Here is a 24,611-nt window from a genome sequence, read left to right on the forward strand (position 1 = left end):
CTATTATGCTTTCATTAGAGGATTTGCTTAAAAAAACTTTGGAATTTGGTGCTTCTGATTTACATTTAACAGTTGGAATTCCTCCAACTATCAGAAAAAACGGCAGACTTTCTACCATAGGTGAAGAAAAACTTATGCCTTCCGATACGGAAGCTTTGGTAAGAAATATGCTAAATGATGAACAGTGGAGGAAATATCAGGAGGCCGGTGAACTTGATTTATCATTCTCATTAAAAGGTATGGGAAGATTCAGAGTTAATGTTTACAAGCAAAGAGGCACCTGCTGTGCGGCTATAAGAATGGTAAACCTTGTTATTCCATCTGTTGAGGAACTTGGACTACCTGGTATTGTTACGGATATGAGCAAGAAAACTAAGGGAATGATTTTAGTTACCGGCCCTACCGGAAGCGGAAAATCAACTACTTTGGCTTTGATTATTGATTTGATAAATAAAAACAGAGATTGCCATATACTTACATTAGAAGATCCCATTGAGTATCTTCACAAACACAATAAATCCATTGTTAATCAGAGGGAAATAGGAAATGATTCCCACTCGTATTCAGCTGCACTGAGGGCTGCTTTGAGAGAAGACCCGGATGTAATTCTGGTAGGAGAGATGCGAGATACTGAAACTATAGCCATAGCTGTTACTGCGGCGGAGACGGGACACTTGGTTTTGTCAACGTTACATACTATTGGAGCTGCTAATACAATTGACAGAATAATAGATGTTTTTCCTCCATATCAGCAGCAGCAGATAAAAGTTCAGCTTTCAACGGTTATTCAGTCGGTTATATCGCAACAGCTTCTTCCCAGAAAAGATAAACCCGGAAGAGTACCGGCTATTGAAATTATGGTAGCTACTCCTGCAGTAAGGAATTTAATCCGTGAGGGTAAGACATATCAGATTAATTCCCAGATTCAGACCGGAGCAAAGTTCGGAATGCAAGCAATGGATTCAAGTTTGGCAGGTTTGTACAGAAAAGGAATTATAAGTCAGGAAGATGCAATGACCTATGCCATGGACCCGGACAATATTATGAGGTACATGGGGTAAGGCGGGCAATATTTATTGACTATTAACTGCGATGTGATAATATTAAATATATAAACATTTCCATATCAATACATTTGTGGTTTATACTATAATAATTTAAAATTATATACTTATCAGGTGATTTTTATTGGCTAATTATATTTATAATGCTAAAACCAAGTCAGGTGAAACAGTATCCGGCAATGTGGAGGCATCCGATGTCACTATGGCAATAGCTTTTGTTAAAGACAAAGGATATTTTCCTATGGCAGTGTATGAAAATACCGGACCGGGTAAGGAAATTGAGTTTAAGGTACATAAAAAAGTAAAGGTTAAAGACCTGTCAATTTTGTGCCGGCAATTTCATACTATGCTTAATGCGGGGGTTTCAGTTATTGGATGTCTTGATTTACTTCGTAGCCAAACACAGAATCCCACCTTGCGTGATGCAATGTCACAACTTTATGAGGATGTGCAGAAGGGAAAAACACTTTCCGAATCAATGAAATTACTTTCAAAGGTTTTTCCGGTACTTATGGTGAGTATGATAGAAGTTGGTGAGGTAAGCGGAACTCTTGAACAAGTTCTGGAAAGACTATCTGTACAGTTTGAAAAAGACACCAAAGTTAAGTCAAAGGTTTCGACTGCCATGATGTATCCGGCGGTTATAGGTTGTATTGCCTTGGTAATGGTTACGTTTATGATTGTATTCATAGTACCGAAGTTTGTTAATATGGTTAACAGTGTTGGAGGAACACTTCCAATGCCTACCAGAATAGTATTATTTATAAGCAAGTTATTTACCAATCCCTTATTTTTGTTGGGATTAGCTCTGGTAATAGCAGCCGGAGTGTGGGGATTCAGACGGTTTAAGAGTACTGAACACGGTAAGTTTTTGATTGACAGTTTTATTTTTAAAATGCCGATGGTTGGTACAAATGTTCAGAAGATTTTGGCCTCACGATTTACAAGGACTTTGAGTACTTTGCTGAAATCAGGCGTTTCCCTGATTCATGCATTGGAGGTTGTAGACGGTGTAGTAAACAACCAGATTGTTTCGAGAGGTCTTATAAAGGTTAAGGAAAGTATTAAAATGGGTTCAAATTTGGCAGCACCTCTTGAGAAAATGGGGATTTTCCCGCTGATGGTAACGCATATGATCAGTGTTGGAGAAGAAGCAGGTTCTCTGGATTCCATCATGGAAAAGGTGGCGGATTTCTATGATGAGGAAGTGGAGACATCTGTAAGCAAACTCGTTGCTATGATGGAGCCTCTTCTGATGATGGTACTTGCGATTATTGTAGGCTTTATTGTTGTAGCGATGATATTGCCCATATTCAGCATGTATCAGGGTGTGGGCCAATAAAATAAATATATATAACTAATAAGGGGGAGTTCTAATGTTTAAATTCTTTAAGAAGGTAAAGAAAAATAAGAAGGGTTATACCCTGACAGAGTTGATTGTGGTTGTGGCAATCCTGGGTATACTGGCTGCGGTAGCAACACCGATGATATTGAATCAGGTAGGAAAGGCAAAAACAAGTGCAGATGCGGCTAATAAAAGGTCTATAGAAAATGCGTATAAGATTGGGATGGCTCAGTCTACTGATACGACAGTTCCTTCTACTTTGTCTGGTGTTCAAGCAAAAGTAGGTAATATAATGTCGGCATTCCCTACACCTAGTAATAGTACTCAAGATTATTATCTTAACCCCACTACAGGTGAAGCCACTGCGACGACTACTGCACCCGCATCAAATTGGATTAATTTGAATCCTTAATCAAATGCAAACATTATTCATAATTTACATATTAATATTCGGACTTGTAATAGGCTGTTTTCTTAATGTATGTATTTGTCGCATACCACAAAAACAGTCTATTATAAGACCTCCATCACGATGCAACAGTTGCGGAACAACACTCAGACCACTTGATCTTGTGCCTGTATTCAGTTTTGTATTCTTGAGAGGCAAATGCCGCTACTGTGGGGAGAAAGTATCCGCCGTGAATCCCGTAGTAGAAATCATTACAGCCGCTGCTTTTGTTGTACTTTATTTAAAGTACTCTTTAACTGTTGAGTTTGTTGCCATGGCATTGCTTTCATGTATACTTATTTGCATTGCTTTTATAGATGCAGAGTACAGAATAATACCAAACGGGTTTATTATTACAGGTTTAATAAGCGGATTGGCATTATTTTTATACAATTTATTTTATACTGTGGATATGTTCAGAGACAGAGTATGGTTTAACCCCATACTGGGGTTTGCTGTGGGAACCGGTTTTCTTTTTATGGTTTCTCTTGTGGGGATGCTTGTTTACAAGAGCGATGATGCCATGGGAATGGGTGATATAAAGCTTTATGCGGTTATAGGACTTTTTCTTGGGTGGCGTATGACGATTGTCAGTCTCATGCTTTCTGTTTTTTCAGCAGCTATCGGATGTGTCTTTATGATGATACTTAAGAAGAATAATAGGAAGTCCACCATTGCATTTGGGCCGTATATAGCAGTGGGGACTTTTATAACAATTATATGTGGATGGAATTTATTGGAACAATATATGAACTTGCTTAAATAAATTATATGAATGGAAATATAGAGGCGAACGTATGGTTAAGAAAAACCTTGTAGCGTTGGATATCGGAAATGATTCAATTAAAATTGTTGGTGGTTCAGCCAATAAAAAAAATATAGTTATCAATGAATACGGTATTATTAGCACACCTGCTGAGTCTATTAATGACGGTATGATTATTGATGTCACTACGGTATCAAAGGTTATTAGTGAAGCTATTAAAGCTCACAAAATAGGTGGTGGAGCCCTTGTAATGACTGTTACGGGAACGGGGGTTATCACAAGAGATATAGTTCTGCCGAAGTCAACGGAACAGGAAATTGAAAACATGCTTGAATTTGAGGCTCAGCAATATTTTCCGGTGGATTTAAAGGATTATACCGTTGATTTTAAAGTTATGGAGAATATAGGCGATCAGCTTCGTGTGCTGGTGGTTGCTGCTCCCAATAAGCAAATTGAGACTTATATTAATCTGGCAAAGCTTTTGAAACAGCAGTTAGCGGCGATAGATATTCCAGCTAATTGTGTTCTGAAGCTTTTATCTTTCTCGCCTCTGTATAATGATGAAACAGCAGAAGAATATGCTGTGGTTGATATAGGTAGGGATACTTCCGGAGTATGTTTTTTCAGAAATAATGTTTTAAAATTCAGCAGAATTTTATTAAATGGTGTATCCGAGGTTGACAGTATTATTGCAAATAAATATAATCTGGAATTCAAATCGGCTGAGGAGCTTAAACGCTCTTTCAAAGGGTTTGGCAGTAAGCCTGAGGATGATAAATTCAGTGACTTAGGTGAGGTTATCAGAGGTGCTCTTGATAGCATTATATCCGATTTAAACAGGTTTATTGAATTCTATAATTCCAGAGATAATTCAAATAACGTTGAAAAGCTTTATATTTGTGGTGGCGGCAGCAAGCTGAAAGGGATTACTGAGTACTTTTCAAGTACTTTCAATATGCCTGTTTTACCCTTTCCTTTTCTTAAAGAAATTGTTTATAAGGGACATAAGGAGAGAGAAGTTTTTGAACAGGATTACCCTTTTTTGATTAATGCCGTAGGCTGTTTGACCAGAGCAATTAAATAAGCCTTCTCGTAATAAAGTACATGGTGGGGAGGGGCATTATTGAATATTAAAAGTGAAAAGGGTGTTACCTTAACGGAGGTAATAGGCGCAGTAACTATTTTGATGATACTAATGGTACCTCTATCATTTATCTTTACTACGACTTACAATAAATGCGTGGTTGAGGCTGACAAAGTGGCTGCTCGGCAAGTTGCAAGAGAAATTATGTATGGTGACGGAATAAACTTCAATGGTATTATAGGTGATTTGGAAAAGTCAAACTCAATAAGCAGTGAAGTGATTATTAATGATGATGGATGCAGCATAAGTATTCCCTCTAACAAAGGAAGCATAGAGTATCTGTACGATTCAGAAGACAGCGGAGGTATCATTAAATATAACGGTAATAGAATTAATGATAAATCTTCTTCAGGAAAAGAAATTAAAGTAACGGGTTTTAACCTTCAAAAAATTTTAAAAAACAGTTTAAATGATCATGACAAATTAAGGATTCAGGTCAAGGTATCTTGTGGCAAAAGCGGAAATGTAGAGGTTGAAAGCAGCTACAGATTCCCCAATATAGAAAAGTAGATAAAATATACATACAAGGGTGGGATAGTATTGAAGGACTTAAATCTTATTCCTAAAAGTTTAATTGTTGATAAAAAAAATAAAGTTAAAAAAACGTACCTCTCTATCCTTATAATTTGCATTGGGGTTATAGTTGTCACTGCTTACACAGTACCTGTAATTTATGAAATGAATCTGCGTAATGATAAGCAAGAACTTGAAAAGAAGATAAATAGTACAACCGGTTATGGTGAAACCGTTAATGAGTTCAATTCCCTCAAAAAGGCAGTAGAAGTAAGGGAAGCTGAGGGAAAGAAACTATCCAATAACAGGATTGACGTTTTAGGAATTGTTAATGCAATTGAGAATTCATGCCCTGACAAGCTGTTTATCCAGAATTTTGGCTCAACGGGGAATAGTGAATCAGATACGAAGGTGGTTTTAAAGGGTGTTTCAAAGGATGAGGATACTTTGGCTTCATTTTTAAGAAACCTTAAGGATGACGATTATTTTAATAATGTGTTTTTATCAAGTACATCAAATATGAAAGAAAATAACGGTACTGCTTTTGAAGTTACCCTTAGCGGTATAAAGAAGAGTGACCTTGTTATATATAACAACTGGAATAACGGGTACAGGATTTGTTATGAGCCTGATTGGAGTAAAAAAGCAGATAAGGATGGCAATGTTTTATTTACCGCAAATAAGAGATTGACTTCAACTGATGCTGATGCTCTTGAAATCACCGTAACATCTACTGAGCTTACATCAAAGGAATTTACAGATAAAAGAATAAATGAACTAAAGAGTGAGTTGGAAGGATTTGCGAAAATATATACTATAAAGACCAAAAGTTCAGGGGAAGAAGCTTATAAGTTAATGTATATGGGAGAGGAAAAGGGAACCGGATATAAATACTTAGAGCTTTGCACAGTTAAAGACAACAAGGGATATATTGTTAAATACAAAAGCGACCCCAATAGTTTTGAGGTAAAGGAAAGAACAATTGACCGTATACTTAAATCTTTTACTGCTATAAAAAGTCCTTAAATAGTTTAATCAGCGAGACTAATTATTTTGCATATTATAGAAATGAGGATACATATGAAATTAACTCAGCGTGATAAAAAACTATTGATTCTTCTGGGAGTTGTGGTATTTACGGTTGTTTTTCTGAAATTCTTATTGCTGCCAAAGTTTGGTTCTATCAACCAACTTAAAACGGATATTGCAACATTAAATGATTCATATGCGGTGAATATAGCGTATATGGCAAAGGTAAAAAGAATTGACGGAGATATTAAGATATTATCTAAAAAGCTTGGAGACTTGAGGGAGGTTTATCCTCCAAATATTGAAAGCGATGAGCTTCTGGTGCTAATGAATAATTTAACAAGTGAAGCAGGACTGGAAGTAAACTCAATCTCTTTTGGTGCTATAGGTGGGATTGGCGAAAATAAAGCGGACTCTAAGTCCGAAAGCAAGGATACAGCCACAGATAAAGCTGATAGTTCTGATAAAAAGGATGATAGTATTCCTAAAAATGGTGATGGAAGTACATTGGATAAAGGAATATCCTCCGATATCAAAAATTACTTTTATTTTTGGGGACTGAAAAGTAAAAAGAGCAATGTGGTTGATGAGCCTGTCAAGGATGGAAATAGTTATTCAGTCTCTGTTAAACTTGAAGCTATAGGGAGCAATGAGGGAATAAAAGCTTTCTTCGATAAACTCTCAAAGCTAAAAAATAAGGCGATTTGTAAAGCTGTCAGTATCTCATCCGGCGTAAATGTTGATGATACTGATAAAAACAAAAAAAACTTAAAGCTGAGTGCTGAAATAGTATTTTACGGAATTATGGATAGAGGAGCAGGGGATTATTATATGCTTGAAGACGGCAAATGGGCTCCGACTCCTGCTGACGGAAAGAAAGATATTTTTAAGTTCTATAAGGGGTTTAATCTTTTAGGACAGACTGGATTTACTAAAAACACTGATACTGATAAAATTGATAAAACCGGTGCGGATAAAGCTAAAAGCAAGCTGGATGAAATTAATCCCGGTAAATATGATTTTTCTTTAGTAGCCTCACACTTTGGAGGCGGGCTTGCCCCGAGTGTTTCAATTAACTGTAAAAACCCATCGTTACCGGAAAATTCTTACTCGGTAGTATATGGTGACAACAAGGGTACAGAAAACGCTGAAATATTTATTGAGCAGAAGAACGGTAAATATTACTGTAAATTTAAAACAGACCATGAAAGCTATCCTGATAAGCAATACAGTCGGACTATGGAATTTCTGCCTGTGGGAGAGGATTTAAAGCTTGTTATTATTTCTTCTGAGAGACAAGATGAGAACGATAATGCAGGGGTTAAACTAAATATAATTAATAATTCGGATAAGCAGCTTGTTTATAAGATTTATATGGATGATCCCAGTCTGCCAAGGGTTGAAATAGGCAAAACAGTTGGAAAAGTAACTAAGCAATAGTAGCAGGTGATTTATATGACTAAGCTCAAAAAGCTACTTAAAAATGAAAACGGTGAAACTTTTATAGAAGTATTGGCTGCTGTAATATTGTTGGCGGTGATTGCAGGACCTTTGTTAAGCATGGCCATGTCTTCCTATTACTATAACAGGGATTCGGAGCAAAAGATTAAAGCGGCTGCCATTGCGCAAATGGTGATGGATGAAGTAAAGTCTCAAAGAAACCTTGAAAGTACCGGGGACAGTTATTTACCGTTTAACATTGAGCCTTTTAAAGAGGCAGTTAACACAAAGCTGCAACCCTACTACAGGATTAAAAGCGTAGAGACGGGTAAGTTAACACCTCCTACAAATGACTATACATATGATAACTCGGAAGCAAATGCTCCTGATTTGGAGCTGAGTATTGAACAGCGTACCAGCGGGGATAACAACAAACTTATGATTGAACTGAAGGCACTCAATGGAACAACTGACCCAAGCAGGCCAAACAGTATAACAATTGATTCGCTGTTTGATTATCGTAAAGATAAATTGATTATGCAGTTTGAGAAAAACGGTTCTAAAATTATATGTGGGATAGGTAAAAGTTTTCCTGTTAAAACAGTAGAATTTACACCTGCCAGTCAGGATTATATAAAGCTAAAGTTAAGCTGTAAAAATGATGGTAAGTCAAACTCCGATGAACAGCTAAAGGTATTTACATACAGCAATCAGGAGATTAACCTGAAGACTTATGTTACCGACGGTAAAGAGTTGGAGTCAGGAGTCTGCTTTATTAATAAAAGCAGCCAGATGGAATATGAAATAAATTATATGGAAACAAATGCATTTAATTATGATTGGACGAATGAGCTTTTAGAAATAGTTGTTGAAGTCAGAAAAAAAGATGGCACGGTTATATATACTGCCTCATCCTATGTAAAAAAGTAGCAGGTGGTTACTATGAGTAAAATAAGGGGTTTTATAAAAAAAAGTAATGGTTCAACTTTGGCGATGGTACTTTTCTTAGTATTTGTTTTATCGGCTACTGCTTTGGCTGTCATGGCACTTGCAGGTTCTGAGCTTGTAATGAGTACTGTAACCTCTGACAGAAGCAAGGCTTTGTTTGCAGCTCAGGCAGGCGCTGAAAAAGTTGCGCAAAAGCTCGATATTGAGGTGGGAAGAATACAGGACAGTGCAAGGGTAACTTCCAGTGAAGTGATTAAAAAGGCTATAGAAGACAAATTGCCTGTATTTGACGATATAGTTGATACCACTGACCCCAATAATATAAAAGTATTAAATGAGAAAGAACTGAATACTATCTATGAAACTGAGTACAAATGTCAATTCTTTAAAATGTTGTCAGAATGGATTGAAAAACAGACAGCTGCCGGAGGGGAATGGGACGGTACTACACCACACAGCATGCAGCATGTTGTTTCTAAAGATGGTAAAGATGTTACTATAAATGATGGAAGCTATATATATAGCATTATGCCTCCGGATCCAACCAGCAATATCTATTCCAAAGTTGGGTCACTTCAGGCAAATGAAATATCATCAATTACTGTTAAAGCAACGGGAGAATACAAGTCAGGTAAGCACAATTACAAAAGAACTATATCAGCAGAGTTCAGTTTTTTGACTGAGTCAGCAAAAGAAATACCAATTATTTACAGTAAGCTTACAAAGGTTAAGGTCAATAAGGACAATAAGCCAGATATACTTAAAAACATGGCGGTTGTAGCACGTAAAAACATTGTTTCGGTTAATGGGAACGTTAATATTGAGAAGGGTGATGCTATTTGCTTCGGAACTATCCCGACAGTAAACGGTACTGATATAAACTATAATGCTGACGGTTATAAATACGGCGGTTTTATGGCTGGGATAACAAAAGATACCTGGAAGGATATCAGCTTGGGAAATGGCATTAAGAGCCTGAAAGATAGTATAATTGGAACCATTCCGGGTATGGATGATTACGATTATACTAATTTCCCGGGATCTTTTAATATTCAAGAAGGCAGTGCAATTACTGCAGCATATATTCATACTTTGTATAGTAATTCAAGTTCTCCATCAAAAATAAATATTCAAAAAGGGGATGTTTTTGCCCGTAGTGTGAAGATTGAGAATAAGGCGCATTCAAGTGAGGTTAACCTAAAGAATGTTTTCTTAACTGATGATTTAAGGATTGATTCAAATAATTCCACTGTTAACATTGGAAAGTGGGAAGGGGAAAAGGCAGGAGAGGGTATGCTTGTAGGCCTGAATCCGGGTGATTCAGCTTCAGGCTATGATAATTCCAGTGCGGTAATAGTTTCGGGAGATTCAAATCTGAATATAAATGGAAGCCTTTATATGGGAGGAACAACATATTTTAATGAATATACAAATATAACGGACAGCAAAATGTATTTCTCCGGAATATCTGTACTTAAATCCGGAAGCTTACCCGCAGAAGCATTTCGTATGTGGGATGACATTGAAATTCCGTCAAAGGACGTATATCCTGGTAATGTTTTTTATCTGTTTGATAAATACAGGGATACTAACGGAGTTCCTGACGCTGAAGAATATATAAATGTCAACGATCCTACGGAGGAAGATAAGCTCGTTAGTGCCGGATTTAACTATAAAGCCAAAAACGAAAGTCAGCCTGCTGATTCAACTACGGTACAAATGATGATGGGCAGTCAGAAAAAGCCTCTGTTCGATATTCTGGATAGGGCTATGCACTTTAAATGGATATGGGATAATTTCTGGAAGGATGATGTGGGATATTATTCCTACCTGAATTCTGGTGATATTAAGATAGAGCATTACGAAAAAGCTGATGACGGTAATTTTGTTAAAAATACTGCTAAAGTTAAAGGCTGGTGTTATGGGGCTGTTGCTGCCAATGATACGGTCTACGGGCCCTATGGCGGTTTTACGGAGGATTCCGATCAGTATTCGATTCAAAAAGGTATGAAGTCTGTTTCATATAGAAACAACATGAGTTTGTTTGTAAATGAATTTGGTGAGGTAATGGGTTCGAAGCCTGTAAAAAGTCTTACGACTGACGGAGTTACTAAGACAGCCGGTCTTATTAATAAAGCAGTAAGGCAGGATAAAACGGTGATATCTAAATCTGGGACGTTTTTCCTAAATAGTAGCAGTAATGTTGTTCTGTCAAACAGTCAGGTAAACGGAGTGCATATTTCTAAAGATGATGACGGATATCTGCAGGGGATTATCTTTTCTGCAGGTGACATATATGTTGAAGCGGGAACTAAGTTTAAAGGAATACTCATTGCGGAGGGCAATATAGTATTTCTTGGAGGAGCAGACATTGCTTACGATGAAAATACCGTAGATATACTTTTGAGTGAGGAACCTGATGCAGGGAGATTATTTAATTACAATGCATCGGAGATTGTTTTGAGTAATTCATCCATAAAGACGATTAAAAAGCCAAATGTTAAAAATATAAAGATAACTTCTTGGAAGGAAGAAAAGTAAATTATTAAGGGTGTGGAGGTTGATGCTAATGTTTAAGAAGGCACTTTGTGGCGTGATGGCACTAATCATTATGATTGGGCTATTGATTCCTCAGACAGTTCTGGCTGTGAGTAATACGGATTCGGGAGGAGTAAATGTACAGTCCGGGGGCCAAAGTCTGACTGTAGAACTTCAAAAGGTGGATTCAATGCTTGTTTGGTTTTCAGATGTTATATTGAACCACGGATATGAAGATTGGTATCCGGATAATAATTCCTGTAGTGATTACAACTATAAGAATAGCAGTATCCAGTTTTTCAAGGTTAAAATTACTAATACAGGTGATTCTGCTATAAATCTTAACAGTAATAACCAACTGGTGTTAGGGTTTAAAAACAAGTCAGGCAAAGAACTGGGACTGAAAATGTATGAGTTTTCTGCTTATAGAAACATTGATAAGTCAAGCAGGGAGTATTCTTTCGGCTCCAGTTTGCTATCCAACAAAACTATAAAAAGTCATGGAACTTGGGAAATCTACGGTTATGTTAAATGGATGGATTTCTCTGATTTGGGCTGTTCTATGGTGAGACAGCCAGAGGTTAATAAAATTCAGATTAGACTAACTCAACAAAGTTATCCGACAAATACTTCCGAGTTTGATTACAGGGACAGGATTCATTCGGTGCTGAAGCTATATAATGAAGGAACTGATAAAGTTGATTTGAATAAAGTAAGAATTCACTATTACCTTAACATGGATGGAGACTTAAAAAAAGTTGCACCAAAGACTGAAAAGGTGGAGGGAAAAATATATAACTATCAGTCCGACCGAACGAATCCATATGAATATGTTATACAAACCCTTCCGTCAGTATTTATTAATATGGGTGAGTATTCCACAACTAAAACCAACTGTTTTATTGAAATGGGGTTTCCGTCAAAAAGTAATGGCTCAGGCAACTCCAATTATTTATATAATTTTTTACGTTATTTCAGCAGCTTATGGAATGAAAAATTTATTAAGCAGGATATTAACTGGTTGGATGATATTCTTAAAAGGGGTAATATTTGTTCTTTTGATAGTGAGAGATACAGATGGTGGTGGAACTGGGGCCAGGACTATACTGTCAGTTCAATGAACTATGAGCTTAGTGCCAAATCCGGTAAGAATATTTCACATGCAGATATTGAACTTGAAATAGTCAAAGAATTTATTGCTCAAATGACGGGGGATACATCGGAAATAAGAAAATTCAAACAGTCTAATCACTATTCTTTTAATCCTGCAGTAGAAATGGATTGGGATAAAGTAACAGTATATTATGATGGTGAACTTATATGGGGAAAAGAACCGGCAAAAGAACTTGTGGCACCTCAGACTCTTCAAGCAGTTCCTAAAAAAGATGGCATACTTTTAAGATGGGATGAAGTAAACGGTGCGGAAGGCTATAAGATATGGCGTAAAGGTCCGGGCGATTCTACCTTCGTACAGCAGCCTCAGATATTACATGATACTTCTATTACGGACAACAATGTTATACCGGGGGAAACCTATACATATAAGGTTCAGGCAGTCTCAGACAGCGGAGAGCAATTGGGACCATTTTCAAAGGAGGCTTCGGCTACTGCTTTGATTATGACGAGTAACGGACTGTACGCAGAATACTATAATTGGAAATCTGTTGCCGGAAATAGTCTGACTAACTACAGTTATGATTTGGGGAACAGCTTTACAACTAATTATGTAATGGATAATACTGAACTTGCAATGTCTCGAATTGACCCTAAAATTGATTTTACTAAAGATAATGCAGACAGCTACTACAAATGGGGGGACAAAGCTCCTGACCCCAAGGTTAATGCAGATTACTATTCGGTGGTCTGGTCAGGGTATATTATGCCTGAGCTTAATGAAGACTATACCTTTTATACCAGAACTGATGACGGAGTGAAACTGTGGATTGACTTAAACAGAAATGGAATATTTGATACTAATGAACTTTTGATTTCAAACTGGCAGAAGCATTCTGAAACAGAGAATAGCTCAAAGTCAGTAAAAATGGAAAAGGGTAAAAAATACAGAATAAGAATGGAATACTATGAAAACGAATATGATGCCGTTGCTAAGCTTTTATGGAGTAATCCTAAAAAAGCAAAGGGAGTAGTCCCAAATTCTCAACTATTTGTTGACGGAGCCATTAATATACCCAAGACGCCAACAAATCTCAAGGCAGATTCAAAGGGTGACGGTAGTGTAGTACTGACATGGGACAGTGTTCTTGAAGCACAGGGCTATAAGATTTACGAAACAGACCGGGAGGGTAATACTACAGTAATAAATGTAAAAGACAATTCATATACGGTGCTTAATCTGGAACCCGGTGAGTACAAATACAGTGTAAGCGCATGGAATGAAGCTGGAGAGAGTGCAAAATCCCAGTCGGAGAAGGTCGTAGTGGGATTGGTAGCACCTCAGAATCTAAGAGGTACTGTAAATAAAAAGACAAATTATCTTACATGGGATGCAGTAGAGGGTGCTTCAGGCTACAGGCTGTATAGAGTGTCCGAAGGAGTACAAACCACAGTACTGTCGGTAGGTAATAAATACACTGATAGTAATGTGGAATACGGAAAGGTATATAAGTATTTTGTTTCTGCCATAAAAGATGGTTTTGAGGGCGCAAAATCAAGAGAAATAACTCTTCCCGTGCCTCCTGACGCGCCTGCAAATCTGAAGGCGGCTCGTGAGGGCGAAGCTGTTCAACTGCGGTGGAGTCCTGCTCAGGGAGCCCAGACTTATAGTGTGTTAAGGTGCAATAGCTTTGATGGGACATACGAAATTATTAAAGAAGGAATAACAGGAACTTCCTTTAAGGATGATTCCATTCCTGAAACCACAAACACAAAGGGAGTAAAGTATTATTACAAGGTAGTTGCTGTTGCAAACGGTGCAGTTGGCCCTTACTCTAACATTGCAAATGTGACAATGTATCCCTTTGCTGAAACAGAGCTGGGTTTTGTAGCCTATAACATAATTAACAACTCAAGAAACCCAAATATAGAGTTTGTTCTGGGATCCTATGTACCTGTTTCTTTTGAACTGAAGCTTAAGAGCAGAGCTTCAAATCCGGGAATTGTTCTGGATACAGACATGGTTGATAAAAAGAATGTCAATGAAAAACCGTTTTTCCTGGAGTTGGTTAGCAAAAATGTAAAGGCTACTGTAAAGAAAAAAGATTCTACTGAGATTTTAAAGGTTAATGATAATAACATTACTAAAAAAGTGATTAAAGTAAATGATAAATATGTGATTAACATAGAAGTAAACGGAACTTATGATGCAGGAGATGTAGTAAAAATAGAGTTTGGTCCTAAAGTATCCACATATAAGGATGATGACGTAGAGAAGTATTACGGGAATATGTATCAGTTAAAATTAAGATTATACGCAGATGGCCATGGAAGCTGGGATAAGCCAATAGCTACAGACATAAATAATAACCAGCTTGCACCACTTGAGGTAAGGATTACCAACCCGAATAAGCTTAATTAAGGTAACGAAGTTTAGTAATTTTGTTTTAAAGACTTGATTTCCTTTACGGAGATTAAGTCTTTTTATTTATGGGCAGTACAGGCAGATATTGGGAAATATTACTGGTATTTATATTCCATATGTGATTTAAATAGGTTTGATTTTATTTACCGGATTTTGTATAATCTCAGTGTATCTGATTGAAATATCAGTTCATGATTATACTACATAATACAATGAAAAAATATGGGGAATGGGGTACTTCTAAATGAAAAACAGGAAAAACATTACGGTTTTATTCACATCTCTTTTTCTAAGCCTGTCAATTGCTGCAGGTGCATTTTTTCTTACGGGATGTAATGAAAACGGGAATAAAGACCCTCAGAGCACAAATACAAAAGCAACTTCTTCATCAGCGGTAAGTACCGAAGCTAAATCTTCAGATTCTACAAAACAAGAGCAGGTACCTCCAGCCGAAGGTCGGCAATTATCACCCGGTATTGAAAAAGTAAAGGTTAAGGCTGTATATCTTACAGGGCCTTCCGCAGGCTCAGCAGCAAGAGTTGACAAAATCATTAACATGGCTAAAAATACAGAATTGAATACTGTGGTTATTGATATTAAAGAAGACGGTGCCGTAAACTATAGCACAAATGTTGACTTGGTTAAAAAATATGGTAAGCAGGTAAAATTCTATAATCCTAAAGATGTTGTAAAAAAATTCCATGATAACGGAATATATGTAATAGGCAGAATTGTTGTCTTCAAAGACCCTGTTCTGGCTAAAAGCAGAGCGGACCTTGGGGTAAAAGCACCAAGCGGAAAGCTCTGGCTGGAAAACGGTTCAACACCTTGGGCAAACCCTTACATGGAAGAGGTTTGGGACTATAACATAGCAATCGCAAAAGAAGCTATTTCCTATGGCTTTGATGAAATCCAGTTTGACTATGTGAGATTCCCTACAGGCGGTAAAAAATCCTTTAATTTTGGTACAAATGTTCCTGAAAAGTCTCAGGCTATTAACGGATTCCTTGCAAAATCAGATAAAGAGCTTCATCAGAAGCTGGGAGTACCTGTTTCTGCTGACGTATTCGCAATAATTATTGAAAGTAAAATAGATGGAGAGAGTATTGGCCAGAGATTCCAAGAAGTAGGAAAAGATATATACTGCATAAGTCCTATGATTTATCCGTCACACTATGCAAATAACTCGCCTAAGGGAGTAATGGGTAATGGTGTTGGACAGAACATTAATGGCGTTACTTTTACAAAGCCGGATATGGACCCTTATGGAGTAGTTTACAATTCTTTGTTAACTGCAAAGAAGAAAATATCTGAAACTACCGGCTACAACGCAAAATTAAGACCATATATACAGGCATTTACTGCCAGATATTTGCCGGCAGGATATTTCCAGACTTATGGTGCTGAACAGGTTAAACAGCAAATCAAGGCTATTTATGACGCCGGATATGAAGAATGGATTCTTTGGGATCCAAGTAATAAATATCAGGAATCATATTTTCAAAAACAAAAATAATTATTTCCGCACAAAAATGCCTTGCTTCATTTGATAAATGGGGCTGGGCGTTTTTTTTGAATAAATTCGGCAATATTTAGCTATATTGAACATATATAATTAAAGTGATACAATATGTAGTGTCTTTTGAATAATACAAATACAAAATATAGACTAATGAGAGGGGATTTATTGATGAAGTTATCGGATAATGCCGTCAAAGTATTGGAGAAGAGATATCTGGAGAAGGACGAAAATGGGAATTTGCTTGAGGATTGCGACGGGATGTTTCGTCGTGTTGCGAAGGCAATAGCCTCTGCGGATGCCGCATATACCGATGAAAAAGGATTGGCGGCAATTGAACAGGAATTTTATGATATGATGGCTAATCTTGAATTTTTACCTAATTCACCTACTTTGATGAACGCCGGAAGACCATTGGGGCAGTTAAGTGCTTGCTTTGTTCTTCCTGTAGAAGATACTATGGAAGGCATTTTTGAATCCATAAAAAATGCTGCATTAATACATAAAAGCGGCGGAGGAACAGGTTTCAGCTTTTCCAGACTTCGCGCAAAGGGTTCAGCCGTAAATTCAACCGGTGGAGTTGCAAGCGGCCCAATAAGTTTTATGAAGGTTTTTAATGCCGCAACAGAGGCGGTAAAACAGGGAGGAACCAGACGTGGTGCCAACATGGGCATTTTAAGAATTGATCACCCTGATATTATGGAATTTATTTCCTGTAAAAGTGACAACTCAGAAATCACTAATTTTAATTTAAGTGTCGGAATTACTGAGGATTTCATGAAAGCTGTTGAACACAATCTGGAATATGAACTTTTGGACCCCAAGACAAAGGAGCCGGTTGCTAAACTCAACGCCAAAGAAGTATTTGATATAATTGTTGAAATGGCTTGGAAAAACGGGGAGCCGGGTATAATTTTTTTAGATAGGCTTAACCGGGATAATGTAACTCCCAAGCTTGGTGAGATAGAAAGTACAAATCCCTGCGGTGAGCAGCCGCTGTTACCTTATGAGGCATGTAATCTTGGCTCAATTAACCTGTACAATATGATGGATGATTCACATAAGGGCCTTGATTTTGAGAAACTTGAAAATACGGTAAGAAAAGCAGTTCGTTTTCTTGATAATGTAATAGAGGTCAACAAATACCCATTGCCTGAAATAGATAAAATGACAAGAGGCACGAGAAAAATTGGTCTTGGAGTTATGGGGTGGGCAGACACACTCTGTGCTTTGGGCTTAGCCTATAATTCTCAAGCTGCAATTGATTTAGCTGACAAGGTTATGTCCTTTATCAGTGATATTGCTATGAAAGCTTCACAGAATTTGGCCGAATTAAAGGGCGTTTTTCCATTTTATGAGGACAGCATATACGATCAAAAAGGTATAAAGGTGAGAAATGCTACTACCACGACCATTGCGCCGACCGGTACCTTGAGTTTGATAGCAGGTGTTTCAAGCGGAATTGAGCCGATTTTTGCAATTTCATATATTAGGAATGTTATGGATAACAGTGAGCTTGTGGAGGTTAACCCTGTATTTAAAGGGGCGGCCCTTTCAGGAAACTTCTACTCAGAGGAGCTTATGAAAAAAATTGCAAGGGTTGGAACCGTTAAAAATATGAATGAGGTACCGGTGCAGGTTCAGGAGATTTTTGTTACTGCACATGATGTGCTTCCTGAGTGGCATGTAAAAATGCAGGCGGCCTTCCAGAGGCATACTGACAATGCTGTGTCCAAAACAGTTAACCTCAGTCATGATGCGACTACAGATGACGTAAGAGAGGTATTCACTCTTGCTTATAAGACCCAGTGCAAGGGAGTTACTATTTACAGAGACGGAAGCCGTGACTTGCAGGTTCTCAATATTGGAAAAGTTAAAGGCAAGGAAGAAAACGCTGACAAAGAGTTGCAAGCAGGAGAGAATATTTACTGCGATTCCTGTGCAGTCAATAATATGCCCGGAAAAATAGAACCAAGGCCAAGACCTGACATTACTACAGGCTTTACTGAAAAAGTGGGAATAGGCTGCGGAAATCTTTATATTACTGTAAACTATGATGAAAACGGTATTTGCGAGGTCTTCACAAATACCGGACGTGCAGGCGGATGTCCTTCTCAATCAGAAGCAACAAGCCGTCTGGTGTCAGTAGCATTACGTTCAGGTATGGACGTGAAATCAATTGTTGAACAGCTAAAAGGCATAAGATGCCCGTCTACCATACGTCAGAAGGGTTTGAAGGTTTTGTCCTGCCCCGATGCAATAGGCAGACTAATAGAAAAGGTTGCAAAAATCCAGAGCAGTAAAGACGAGGACGTGTCAGGTGAAATATGTGCAACAACTGAATACAGCCTGCTGCAAAAGCCTTCTGCCAGAACTGCCGATGCAGAACAAAGTGATTGTGACTCACAATGCAGCATTTGTACAATGAATGAAGTATGCTCAAACCCAAGAAATGAGAGGGACTTTGTGAGTGCGGAATGCCCGGAATGCGGCAAAACACTGGAGCATGAAGGTGGTTGTGTTATTTGCAGGAGTTGTGGGTATAGTAAGTGTGGGTAGTTCCCTTGCAAATAGCTTTTTCTGAAAGTAGCATAGTAGGCGGGTTTTAAAGAAAATAGTCTATAATATTGCGTTAACTGCATAGAAATAGCATCTGATGCAAATTAATTAATACCAAGCACCTTGAAATGCGTTAATTTAGGAGGTTCTCAATAATCCTAATAAAAATGAAAGCAGGAAAGAGTTAATTACTCTATCCTGCTTTTCTCAATTAGTTGTTCCTTTTTATATGTGTCTAATTTTTTTATTTGTTTTTCCCTTTTTAGAGCTGAAGGTTTATCTGGCAGTTCTTCTGAATAGACAAGCTCAACGGGCGTTCTTGTTTTAGTGTAGGTGCAACCATATCCTGATTTATGCTGATGTAATCTCTTATTAATATCAGATGTATACCCGGTGTAATAACTACCATCGATACATTTAAGTATATATACGAAGAATATATCATGATTTACTCTTTCTTTTTTCTGTATTTTATTGTAGTTACATACTTCAAATGTGTCGGAGTTATAGGTATTACTGATGTTCACGGCTTTATAGTAATTTGCTATTGTTGATATACTAATACCTAGACCATGAATTGCAACTGCAGGCGTTATAAATTCAGTTAATAACAAGTTTGTTATAGCAGTACTAAAGGCTCTAATTGAATTTATATTATAGCTCCTTAGAATTTCACATACCCTATTTATTGACATAGCCGTATTATAGTTTCTACCACAGAATAGCCAGTCTATGGAATTACCAAGTGATAGCTTAGGGTTATATTCATATTTCACATATTTGCTGTATAAGTCGTAAATAAACGGGTGAATTATAATTCGAGTATTTCTTATTTCTAAAAAAGTCTTTTCATTAACTATTTTAAAGTTACTGATCTTTAGTTGGCATAATTCGAAGGGGCGGACACCATATAATACAAGCAATAAGCCCATTAGTTTGTCTTTATATGGTACTTCAGGTTCAGAAAGTGAATTAATTATATTTAACAGTTCCACTTCTGAGTATGGTCTGCCACCAATATTCCCCCTGAATACTTTAGGTAATGGGAGATTTTTAAAGAAATGTATATTTTTATTTAGCCATTTTATAAACGGACGTAAAGAAGTAACCATATATTGTGAGTTACTAGAGTAGTATTCCTGAACTACAATATCAGTAATTTCAGAAATACATAAAACTGATTTTGAAATATAATCTAAAAAGAAATATGCAAGATATGCATATGTACTACATGTTTTCCAAGTAAAGCGGTTATACCACCCCTTATATTCAAGATTGTTTCTTTTTTCTACCAAGTAATCTGTATAATTTATGAATATTTTTATAAAATTAGGATTAAGTTTACTTATATAAAAGTTCCTTAAATTGTAAAATGATTCAAGTGGATCAGTCGGCTTTATTATACTTTCTTTAATAAAAAAATTGATAAGTGAAGAAATCTCTCCACATTGCAATTCATCAGTAATTTTATTAAGATGTCCAAGAGAGAAACTTTTTAGGTCTATTTTATGGATACTAATATACTTAAATATTTCAAATTGTCTAATAATAATATTAAAGACTCTAAGTGGATTTCTATATTTTATAAGCGTTTTACAATAATTCTCAAATAAATTATATACTGAAGTATCAGTAAAGCTATGTTTTTGAACCTCTAAAAATTTATTTATTTTATCTGTATACCAACAATTATCGCAAAGATTCTCGATTCTAAAAAGGCTTTTTGTTACGTTGCCACATCTAGTGCAAGTACCCTCAAACTTATTATAACATGATTTGCATATACTTTTTCCATCAATATATGCTGCAATTCTATTACTATTTTGACAAACAGAACATATTCGCTTGGGTTGATAATATCGTTGATAACAGGCACTACAAACAGATTCATCATTTACAAGTTTATGTGTACTTTTAGTTTGGCCACAAACTAGACATCTTTTTAAAGGCTTATAGTATTTTCTATAGCAAGTATCACAAATGCCACCTTCTGCTATAATTTTACTTATCTTTCCGAAGGTGTTGCATTTAACACAGATTCTCATAGGAGCGAAGTATTTGTTGTAGCATCTAGGGCAAATAGGATTACCATCAATTTTTTTAATTATTATATCCCATCTGCCACACTCTACACATATTGCCATCGGTCTATATTTTTTTTCATAACAGTTTTTGCAAATATCTTGACCATTAACTCTTTTGTGTATCTTTTTTATTTCTAAGCAAATGCTACATTGTCTCTTTGGAGTATATTTTTCGGAGTAACATTTGGTACATATTTTTATTCCATTATCATTCTTTTCAATTATACCTTTACGACCGCATATATCACATATATGAGTAGGTCTAAAGTACTTCATATAACATGAGCAGCAATAGCTTTTATCCCCATCTTTTTTGTGAACATGCTTTTCTTTTCCACATACACTACATTCCTTCTTTGGACGGAAATATTTATTATAACAGGCCTGACACAAAAACTTTCCGTCAATGATTTTCTTTGTTTCACCTACTTTCCCACATGAGTCACAAAGTCTAAGAGGTTTAAATAGTTTTCTATAGCAGGAAGTACATACATATTCATTTTTATTTATCTTTTTTCCAGCCTTATCGTACTTTTGACATATGGAACATAATCGGATAGGCTTTTTATAACAGCTCCTGCATATTGGATTTCCTATAGAATCTTTATACTGAAGAACTCTAGAGTTACCACACACAGAACATATTCCTTCTGAATACTTTTTAATCTTTTGATAACATCTACTACAAATACCCTTTGATTTATGCTCGGAATCTTTTTTACTACAGATAACACATTTATCATGAAGCTTTGACCATCTCCCAGTTTTATTCAAACTCTAAACTCCCCTTTACTAATTTATAATATCGAGATGCCGTGTTGTTACTGATTCTAAAGCTCCGCATAAGTAAAGCTGGTTGGTACATACCATTAAGCATTGCATTACTTATTGCAGTACAATTTAATTGTGTTGAAGTTACTCCATGTTTCTTTAATACATGGCATATTGAACTAAGGGAAAGAGGTTTTTGATAAATCCTCCCAGGAAAAATAAACTCAGTATTATTTTTTAATGAATAAATATAATTTATATATATTTGATATAGATTATCTGGAATCTTGTATTTTGCTTTGTTAAAATTAAGGGTAAGAATAGTTACCTTATTCTCAGTTCTTATTGCAAAATAATCTTTTTTTAGGTTTTGAAGTTCTCCAGGCGTAAATGCAAATAAAATCATTAATGATAATAAAACTTTGTCTCTCAAGGTTACACAAGGATCATTAATTATTTTGTCGTATATTTTTAATTGAATATCTTCTCTAAGACCAACAGGTAATTGGTGATTAAAGTTTGCATTTGGTAGTGCTATCTTAATAAAAGTAAGTTTCTCTGCATTCATAAATTTAACAAGATGTCTCAGATTACCTCTATCATAGGGCTTTAATCTTATATACATATCGACAATATGATTATTAAGTGACGCTGTCTCAGAAATACTTAATGAACAACTTAAGAATGTGAAGAACCTGATTGAAGTCAATATATACAAATAACAAGTATAATAATTGAATCTTGTAAATTGACCAATCCATCCTTTTTCTTCATATTTTTTTGCTTTGCTAACTAAAAATTCATTGTACGAAAGTAGAGTTTTCTGCAGTTGTTTTGGCAAATGAGAAGTTTCTGATGTTATAGAATCCAAAATTCTATAAGAGTGCTGGAAGTTAATCAATAAATTTTTTATACATAAAAAGGATATTATATCATTTATAAATATTTTTTTACTTGGATACATTTTTATTAATTCATAGAATTGATCTATTGTAAATGAGTTGTTTTTCTTAATAAATTCTTCGTTCAAGTAATGAAAAATATGTTCATTTTCTTTAATCAAATTATAGCTAGATTCGTATGAAATTATCTTTAGTTTTTCTTCTAAGAATTTTGCAATAATATCATAAAAATCTTTATTCCATTTGTTTGCGGATTCATTTAATTCGTGGATATATAATAACTGGTAGTAACATTTCCTGCAATATGGTAATGATTTAAGATGAGAATATATAACATTATCAGGATTTTTGCATAAGCCACAAAGTTTACTGATAGATGAATAGCAATCTGGACAAATTATCGACCCATCATTATATACTTCTTGAACACTATTTACTTGACCACATATGTTACAGATGTATGTTTTTCTTGTAATATCAATTATACCGTCAGAATTAGAGCTTTTTGATTTTTCATAACATCTATTACATACAGATTTATTATCTATTAGGTAAGGAGATAAAATAGTACGGCCACATTTATTGCAAAAATTGTTTTTAGTAGTGTAACATTTTATGCAAACTGTATATTCTTCAGACCTAATTGCGGCAAATTCATCTTTACCACATATTGAGCAAGTATATTTTTTCCTAAAATGCTTTCTGTAGCAGCTATCACATACATATTGATTATTAAATTTTAAAGCTGCTGTGGCTGCTTTTTTACAGATATTGCAAATATGTATAGGTGCTTGAGAACATGAGCGGCAAAGTGGTACGCCATGTAATCTAGAGTGAACACGAGTAAGTTTATTACATTTGCTGCAATATTCTTGGGGATAATTATGTTTTTTTTGATAACAACGAGTACATAAACCTTTTGCTTTGTGTTTATGATTGGTTGTACCGCAAGAAATGCAATTGTTATAATTTAAAGACCATTTATTATTCGTAATAATACTCATTTTATTACCCCACCCTCTGGGCCTAAAATATAGTCAGGTATATCGTCAGAATTACTTTTATTTTTCCGTTTCGGACCAGGCTTGATTTTAAGACTATCTCCTACAGCTTTTGAAAGAACTTCAGCATTTCTGCCTGATGCCTCATATCCGAAAAGATCAGTAGGAGGACAGTCAAGTATATCACAAATCGCATCCATAACTTTCGTATCAATCCGTTCAGGTAACTTTTCAACCATACGTGTAACAGCAGAAACAGACATTCTGATTCCGTATTGATTTAGCAATTTCGTAAAATCTGTACATCTCCATATTCCCTTTTTAGCCATTTGCTCTCGTAGTTTCCACGATAGACTCATAAGTTAACTCCGTCAAAATCACTTGGTAGTAAGTGATAATAAAGTTGATTATTTATGATATTATTTCCAATTTGTCTATTAATAAACGATTGAGGTAATCCCTTGATACGGAGAATATCAGCGATATAAAAGGGACGTAGAGACATAATTGTATTTAGTCTTTTATCAGTTGGAAGTATTGAATTATAGTATCTAAACCTATTACAAATATAGCTTTTGGTCAATTGATCACCATTAACAGTTGAAAAGAGCCGAGGGGTTCTATTAAAAAATACGTTATAGTAGTTTAGATAATTCTGAATTAATTCTGTTACACATGGATAAAGTGCATATACTATTCTACTGTCGCAAGAACTTATTTTTGTGGAATGTAAAGGAACAAATATACTTCCAAATGATTGTTCATCTGACAAACTCGAGTCGAAATTTAAATCATTAATAGTTAAATTTAACATTTCTTCTATGCGTAGTCCGTATGAGTAACCTATTTGAAATATTATAGAATCTCTTATAATTATAGCAGCATCAATTGAATTAGCTGCATACTGACTAGCTTCTTCTTCAATACATTGCCAAAAGTCTTTAGTGAGATTATATGAGTATCTATTACAAAATTTCTTATCAAACATTTTTGGAGTTTCCT

Annotated in this window: 17 protein-coding genes; 13 read left to right on the forward strand and 4 right to left on the reverse strand. The window is 35.8% G+C overall.

Features of this window, described 5'->3' with window-relative positions; all coding sequences use genetic code 11:
- Positions 1-5: 5 nt before the first annotated feature.
- From P0092_RS04835 to P0092_RS04895, 13 genes are all read left to right on the forward strand, one after another.
- Positions 6-1,061: a type IV pilus twitching motility protein PilT gene (locus P0092_RS04835; protein WP_004622528.1), complete on the forward strand. Its 1,056-nt coding sequence runs from the start codon at positions 6-8 to the stop codon at positions 1,059-1,061.
- 127 nt (positions 1,062-1,188) lie between these two features.
- A complete protein-coding gene (locus P0092_RS04840; RefSeq protein WP_004622530.1) occupies positions 1,189-2,406 on the forward strand; it encodes a type II secretion system F family protein in 1,218 nt (405 codons plus the stop codon).
- A gap of 34 nt (positions 2,407-2,440) precedes the next feature.
- Positions 2,441-2,821, forward strand: coding sequence for a type II secretion system protein (locus tag P0092_RS04845; RefSeq protein ID WP_004622532.1), 381 nt, complete (start codon positions 2,441-2,443; stop codon positions 2,819-2,821).
- A gap of 4 nt (positions 2,822-2,825) precedes the next feature.
- Positions 2,826-3,623: a prepilin peptidase gene (locus tag P0092_RS04850; RefSeq protein ID WP_004622535.1), complete on the forward strand. Its 798-nt coding sequence runs from the start codon at positions 2,826-2,828 to the stop codon at positions 3,621-3,623.
- Between the two features lie 31 nt (positions 3,624-3,654).
- Positions 3,655-4,707, forward strand: a complete 1,053-nt coding sequence (gene pilM / locus P0092_RS04855) for a type IV pilus assembly protein PilM (RefSeq protein WP_004622537.1) — start codon at positions 3,655-3,657, stop codon at positions 4,705-4,707.
- A 39-nt stretch (positions 4,708-4,746) separates the two neighbouring features.
- Complete coding sequence (locus P0092_RS04860) at positions 4,747-5,277, forward strand: prepilin-type N-terminal cleavage/methylation domain-containing protein (RefSeq protein WP_004622538.1); 531 nt, start codon at positions 4,747-4,749, stop codon at positions 5,275-5,277.
- Between the two features lie 30 nt (positions 5,278-5,307).
- On the forward strand, positions 5,308-6,306 hold the full coding sequence (locus tag P0092_RS04865; protein WP_004622541.1) for a PilN domain-containing protein: 999 nt from the start codon (positions 5,308-5,310) through the stop codon (positions 6,304-6,306).
- A gap of 54 nt (positions 6,307-6,360) precedes the next feature.
- Entirely contained in the window at positions 6,361-7,749 is a 1,389-nt protein-coding gene (locus P0092_RS04870) for a hypothetical protein (RefSeq protein WP_004622543.1), read from the forward strand.
- 15 nt (positions 7,750-7,764) lie between these two features.
- Positions 7,765-8,679, forward strand: coding sequence for a type IV pilus modification PilV family protein (locus tag P0092_RS04875; RefSeq protein WP_040759539.1), 915 nt, complete (start codon positions 7,765-7,767; stop codon positions 8,677-8,679).
- 12 nt (positions 8,680-8,691) lie between these two features.
- Complete coding sequence (locus P0092_RS04880) at positions 8,692-11,238, forward strand: pilus assembly PilX N-terminal domain-containing protein (RefSeq protein WP_276187088.1); 2,547 nt, start codon at positions 8,692-8,694, stop codon at positions 11,236-11,238.
- 28 nt (positions 11,239-11,266) lie between these two features.
- On the forward strand, positions 11,267-14,770 hold the full coding sequence (locus tag P0092_RS04885; protein ID WP_004622549.1) for a fibronectin type III domain-containing protein: 3,504 nt from the start codon (positions 11,267-11,269) through the stop codon (positions 14,768-14,770).
- 247 nt (positions 14,771-15,017) lie between these two features.
- Entirely contained in the window at positions 15,018-16,289 is a 1,272-nt protein-coding gene (locus tag P0092_RS04890) for a putative glycoside hydrolase (RefSeq protein WP_004622551.1), read from the forward strand.
- Positions 16,290-16,463: 174 nt separating this feature from the next.
- Complete coding sequence (locus P0092_RS04895; protein WP_004622553.1) at positions 16,464-18,851, forward strand: vitamin B12-dependent ribonucleotide reductase; 2,388 nt, start codon at positions 16,464-16,466, stop codon at positions 18,849-18,851.
- 188 nt (positions 18,852-19,039) lie between these two features.
- Here P0092_RS04895 and P0092_RS22040 read toward each other — a convergent pair whose 3' ends face one another.
- Genes P0092_RS22040 through P0092_RS04915 form a run of 4 tightly spaced genes read right to left on the reverse strand, consistent with a single transcriptional unit; the run spans position 19,040 to position 24,597 of the window.
- Entirely contained in the window at positions 19,040-21,709 is a 2,670-nt protein-coding gene (locus tag P0092_RS22040) for a GIY-YIG nuclease family protein (RefSeq protein ID WP_004622555.1), read from the reverse strand.
- Complete coding sequence (locus tag P0092_RS04905; RefSeq protein WP_004622557.1) at positions 21,702-23,612, reverse strand: hypothetical protein; 1,911 nt, start codon at positions 23,610-23,612, stop codon at positions 21,702-21,704. The genes P0092_RS22040 and P0092_RS04905 overlap by 8 nt, the downstream gene beginning before the upstream one ends.
- Positions 23,609-23,968 (reverse strand): helix-turn-helix domain-containing protein, encoded by a 360-nt coding sequence (locus tag P0092_RS04910; protein ID WP_004622558.1) that lies wholly within the window; start codon positions 23,966-23,968, stop codon positions 23,609-23,611. The genes P0092_RS04905 and P0092_RS04910 overlap by 4 nt, the downstream gene beginning before the upstream one ends.
- Positions 23,965-24,597 carry a site-specific integrase gene (locus P0092_RS04915; RefSeq protein WP_004622560.1) on the reverse strand — a complete coding sequence of 211 codons (633 nt, stop codon included), beginning with the start codon at positions 24,595-24,597 and terminating at the stop codon, positions 23,965-23,967. The genes P0092_RS04910 and P0092_RS04915 overlap by 4 nt, the downstream gene beginning before the upstream one ends.
- Positions 24,598-24,611 lie beyond the last annotated feature (14 nt).

The sequence above is a fragment of the Ruminiclostridium papyrosolvens DSM 2782 genome (assembly GCF_029318685.1).
In the GTDB taxonomy this organism is placed as follows: domain Bacteria; phylum Bacillota; class Clostridia; order Acetivibrionales; family DSM-1351; genus Ruminiclostridium; species Ruminiclostridium papyrosolvens.